The sequence below is a fragment of the Terrisporobacter muris genome (genome assembly GCF_024621905.1).
GTDB classification, from domain to species: Bacteria; Bacillota; Clostridia; order Peptostreptococcales; family Peptostreptococcaceae; genus Terrisporobacter; species Terrisporobacter muris.
This window is the reverse complement of the sequence record NZ_JANKBY010000276.1, coordinates 1-5,095: the sequence shown is the minus strand read 5'-3', so window position 1 is coordinate 5,095 and position 5,095 is coordinate 1. Positions and strand designations below refer to the sequence as shown.

General features: G+C 32.4%; 3 protein-coding genes. All 3 read left to right on the top strand.

From position 1 onward, the window contains the following. Nucleotides 1–482 precede the first annotated feature (482 nt). The 3 genes from NSA58_RS15895 to NSA58_RS15885 all read left to right on the top strand — a co-directional run bounded on the left by NSA58_RS15895 (nt 483) and on the right by NSA58_RS15885 (nt 4,846). On the top strand, nt 483–2,858 hold the full coding sequence (locus tag NSA58_RS15895) for a virulence-associated E family protein (protein ID WP_257560671.1): 2,376 nt from the start codon (nt 483–485) through the stop codon (nt 2,856–2,858). Between the two features lie 241 nt (nt 2,859–3,099). Beyond that, nucleotides 3,100–4,599, top strand: a complete 1,500-nt coding sequence (locus NSA58_RS15890) for a DEAD/DEAH box helicase (protein WP_257560670.1) — start codon at nt 3,100–3,102, stop codon at nt 4,597–4,599. Next, nucleotides 4,589–4,846, top strand: a complete 258-nt coding sequence (locus tag NSA58_RS15885; protein ID WP_039678213.1) for a Mor transcription activator family protein — start codon at nt 4,589–4,591, stop codon at nt 4,844–4,846. Before NSA58_RS15890 ends, NSA58_RS15885 begins: the two co-directional genes overlap by 11 nt. The last annotated feature ends 249 nt before the right edge of the window (nt 4,847–5,095 follow it).

The window sequence follows — 5,095 nt, the reverse complement described above, 5'->3', positions numbered from 1 at the left end:
AATAAAGTAGAATGCTTATATGATTACACCAAAGATAAATAATCATTCAAAACCAAAAGATAAGTAGATATTGAAATCACTAAAGAAAAAGATACAGCTTAACGAAAGATGAAATAATATGAGGTTAAAAATATCTATTTTGTAAGTGTAGGAGTATTAATCTTAAAATATTATAATAAGAAATTTAAATATAGATAAAATGTAATAGATAAAGATAAGTCTTTGTCTATTTTTTATTCTTTAAAACTATTTAATGAGTAGGATATATTAGATAAGATTGTGATTTTAAAATAATTAAAAATCATAATTTATATATATTACAAACTAATCAATATCAAATCTAACAAAAAACTGTATCCTAGTATTTAAATAACTACTAAGATACAGTTTTTCATATTCAAAAAAATTCTCAAACAAGGGGTTCGACACCCCTTGTTTTTTTGTATATAAATGAAAGCAATCACCAAAAAGGAGGCAACAAAATGAAAATTGCAATAGGCAACAGCCGTAGGGAAAAACTATGGAAAAATCAAGACATATCTTGGGAAGAGTTTTGCAATCGTGTGAAACAAACCATATACACAGCAGAAAGTGTAGAGGAGTACAAAAGGCTACCAAAGATAGAACAAGACAACATCAAAGATGTGGGAGGTTTTGTAGGAGGTTATTTAAAAGAAGGGAGAAGGAAAAAGGGCAACGTACTTAGTCGCTGTATAGTCACCCTGGATATGGACTATGGAAAAGAAAATGTAATAAAAGAAATAAAAAAGAAGTGTGATTTTAAATGGTGCATCTACTCCACACACAAGCACACAAAAGAAAACCCACGCCTTCGTTTGATTATTCCACTAAAAAATGAAGTCAGTGAAGATGAGTACCCACCACTGTCACGCATGATAGCAAAAGAAATTGACCTGGATTTGTTTGACGATAGTACATACGAAGCTAGTAGGTTAATGTATTGGCCATCCACATCTAGGGATGGGGAGTTTGTATATGAAGAAAATGATGGCAACTTTCTTGATGCCAATTACTTCCTGGAAAAATATGAAAACTGGAGAGATACAACTACCTGGCCTGTATCTTCCAGACAATCACAAATTTTCACAAAAGAATTGAAAAATCAAGCAGATCCACTTACTAAGGAGGGAGTGGTTGGAGTTTTTTGTCGTACTTATTCAATGGAAGAAGCTATGGATAAGTTCCTAACTCATGTGTACTCGCCATCTGCTGTTGATGGTAGATACGATTTTTCCAGTGCAGACTCTGCTGCTGGTGTGGTGATTTATGATAATAAATTTGCCTACAGTCATCACAGTACAGACCCAGCCAGTGGCAAATTGCTAAATGCTTTTGACATGGTTCGTACTCATAAGTTTGGGAATTTAGATGAAGATATGTCACCAGATATTCCAATGAACAGACGATTATCATATTCTGCCATGAATGAATTTGCTATAAATGATGATTTGGTTAAATCAAATCTTGTTAAAGAACGTATGGAAAAATTAAACAAGGAATTTAGTGTGAAAAATGAAAATGATAGTGATTGGCAAAGTCTACTGGAACTAGATAAGAGGGGAAATATAAAAGAAACTTTAGATAACATGGTACTTATACTTGATAATGATGAAAATTTAAAAAGCATTGTTTTTAACTCCCATAGAAACAACATAGATGTGAGAGGAAAACTTCCTTGGGAGCAGGTGAAAAAGGGGTGGAGTGATTCTGACATGGCATCACTGAAAGTTTATATAAGCAAAATTTATGGCATATACTCACCAACCAAGACAAAAGATGCAATCACAGCAGTTGCAGCAAAGAGAGCTTATCACCCAATTAAAGAATACTTGGAAGGTTTACCACAGTGGGATGGGAAATGTCGTGTTGACAACTTACTTATTGATTACTTTGGTGCAGAAAATTCACCCTATACAAAATCAGTAATAAGAAAGACCATGGTAGCAGCCGTAGCTAGGATTTATAATCCAGGGACAAAGTTTGATCACGTACTTATTTTAAATGGACCTCAGGGAATTGGTAAGTCAACATTTTTCTATAAACTAGCAGGACAGTGGTTTTCTGACAGTTTGACTATTACAGATATGAAGGATAAGAGTGGAGCTGAAAAATTACAAGGATACTGGATATTGGAGCTGGGAGAACTGGCAGGTATGCGAAAAACTGAAGTGGAAACAGTAAAATCATTTATATCACGTGAGGATGACAAGTATCGTGTTAGTTACGGTGTTTGTGTGGAAAATCATCCTCGCCAATGTATAATTGTAGGATCTACCAATGCAGAAAATGGATTTTTGAGAGATATTACAGGCAATCGTAGATTTTGGCCAGTGAGAATTAGAGGAAATTCCAAAAAGAAAGCATGGAATATAAGTAAAGAAGAAGTAAATCAAATTTGGGCAGAATCACTTATGCTTTATAAAAATGGTGAAAAACTTTACCTGGAAAATGAAGAGGAAAGCATGGCAATAAGAGAACAAATAAATGCAATGGAAAATGATGATAGAGAAGGTATTGTAAGAACTTATCTGGATACTTTATTACCAGAAACATGGGATAAGATGACCCTTTTTGAGCGTAGAAATTTCTTAAGAGGAAATGAATTTGCAGGAAGTAAACTTGAAGGTAGTGTAAAACGTAATATTGTTTGTAATATGGAAATTTGGTGCGAGTGTTTTGGCAATGAGGCATCCATGCTAAAAGCCACAGATTCATACGGGATTACTACTATTATGAAAAAAATAGAAAACTGGGATAAACTAAGAAAAAATAAAACAGGCTCAATTATTTTACCTATATATGGTAATCAAAGGTGCTATGAAAGAATAACAAAATAAAAAAGAATAATAGAATAAACAAGTCATAAACAAGATTTTGTGTTGTTTATAATCTTGTTTATAGATACAAATGGCTATATATACACAAAAATCAACACTTGAAAAACAAGAAAACAAGAAATTACCTATTGGGCATTGAAAAATAGGTAATAAATAAGCGCATGTGCCTATATGCACGCGCGCATAGGAAAAAGCTGTTTTCTTGTTTATCTTGTTTATTTATGTGAGAAGAGGAGGTTTCATGAAATATATTCCCCATAAGTATCAATCCTATGCAACAGACTTTATACTAAATAATCCTATTTCAGCATTATTTCTTCATATGGGACTGGGAAAAAGTGTAATTACCCTAAACGCATTATTTGATTTGCTGTTAGATAGTTTTCAAGTTAGAAAAGTGCTAGTAATAGCACCCCTTCCTGTGGTAAGAGATACTTGGCCATCAGAAATAGAAAAGTGGGATCATCTAAAAAATCTTGACTATGAACTTGTAATTGGCACAGAAAAAGAGAGAATTTTTGCCCTTAAAAAGCAATCTAGCATTTATCTTATAAACAGGGAAAATATCAATTGGCTAATAAATAAAAGCAATATAAATTTTGATTTTGACATGATAGTAATAGACGAACTTAGCTCTTTTAAATCACACAAATCAAAAAGATTTAGAAGTTTGCTTACAGTAAGACCAAAAGTGAAACGTATAGTAGGTCTAACAGGTACACCTACTTCCAACGGACTCATGGATTTGTGGGCTCAGTTTAGACTTCTCGACTTTGGTCAGCGACTAGAAAGAAATATAAAAAACTATCGCAAAAGATTTTTCATGCCAGACAAAACATATGGACAAAAGGTATTTTCTTATAAACCAAAACCAGGGGCAAAGGATATGATATACGAACTAATCTCAGACATTACTATCTCCATGAAATCCATAGACTATCTGGAGATGACTCCTTGTATTTACGATGAAGTTCCAGTTTATTTATCCAAAGAAGAAAATATAATATATGACCAGTTAAAAGAAGACATGATAGTGTCCCTTACAGCAAAGAATAAAGAAGCTGACAAAAATAATGAGCTTATCAAAGAAGATAATGAGTTAAATAAAGAAAATAATGAGCTTATCAAAGATGATAATGATTTTATTAAAAAAGATAGGGAACTTATTAAAATAGATGCAGTTAATGCAGCAGTGTTGTCAGGAAAACTTCTGCAAATTGCCAACGGAGCTGTCTATGATGATAATAAGAAAGTAACAAATATACATGATAGAAAACTAGATGCTCTAGAAAAATTAATAAAAGAAACAGGTGACAAACCACTATTAATTGCTTATTGGTTTAATCATGATTTACTTCGCATAAAAAAGAGATTTCAAGTTATAGAAATTAAAACATCACAAGATGTGATTAATTGGAATAATGGAAAAATAAAAGTGGCAGCAATTCATCCAGCATCTGCAGGACATGGACTAAATTTGCAAATGGGAGGCTGCGAAATCGTCTGGTTTGCCCTTACATGGTCACTGGAACTATATCAGCAGACAAATGCAAGACTACACAGACAAGGTCAAAGTCAGACAGTAAAAATACACCATATCATTACAAAAGGAACGATTGATGAAGATGTGATAAAAGCAATATCACAAAAGGAAAAGACACAATCAAACTTGATAGATGCAGTAAAGGCAAACCTAAATATTACAAATGATAAATATGGAGGAGATACTTATGACTATTAAAAAAGAGGATATACCTTATGATTTACATACTATGGTAGACATAATAGGATGGGAAAATTTTTTAGATATTTGCAAAATGTACGGAGGAACATTGGTATACATACCAGTTTATAGGAAGGTGGTCATGGGGCAGAGGAATAGGGACATTGCTAAGGAGTATAATGGAAAAAATCTTGATAAATTGAGAATTAAATATGGAATTAGTAAGACTCAACTGAAACAATTATTGAAAGATGTTAAGAGATAGATTACACCTGACTATATAAATAGAAAGAAATAGTATGGCCATTGATATAAAATCAGTGGCTTAAAGCCATAGCGAAGTCATCTCGTTGGCGACATGAAGTATCTTGGGGGAATAAGTCTTTAAGAGACAATAAATAAGAATATTAGAAGATTAAATCCTTCAAGAAATAAAAATAATATTATATTGAATAGAATAACCCATTTGTAATGTTGATAATTTAAATTAATTCCTGTTTTTTAATTATTATTT

Bases quoted from the DNA above. Each gene is read 5' to 3' on its own strand.
- NSA58_RS15895 (WP_257560671.1), top strand. From the start codon at position 483: ATGAAAATTGCAATAGGCAACAGCCGTAGGGAAAAACTATGGAAAAAT.
- NSA58_RS15890 (WP_257560670.1), top strand. From the start codon at position 3,100: ATGAAATATATTCCCCATAAGTATCAATCCTATGCAACAGACTTTATA.
- NSA58_RS15885 (WP_039678213.1), top strand. From the start codon at position 4,589: ATGACTATTAAAAAAGAGGATATACCTTATGATTTACATACTATGGTA.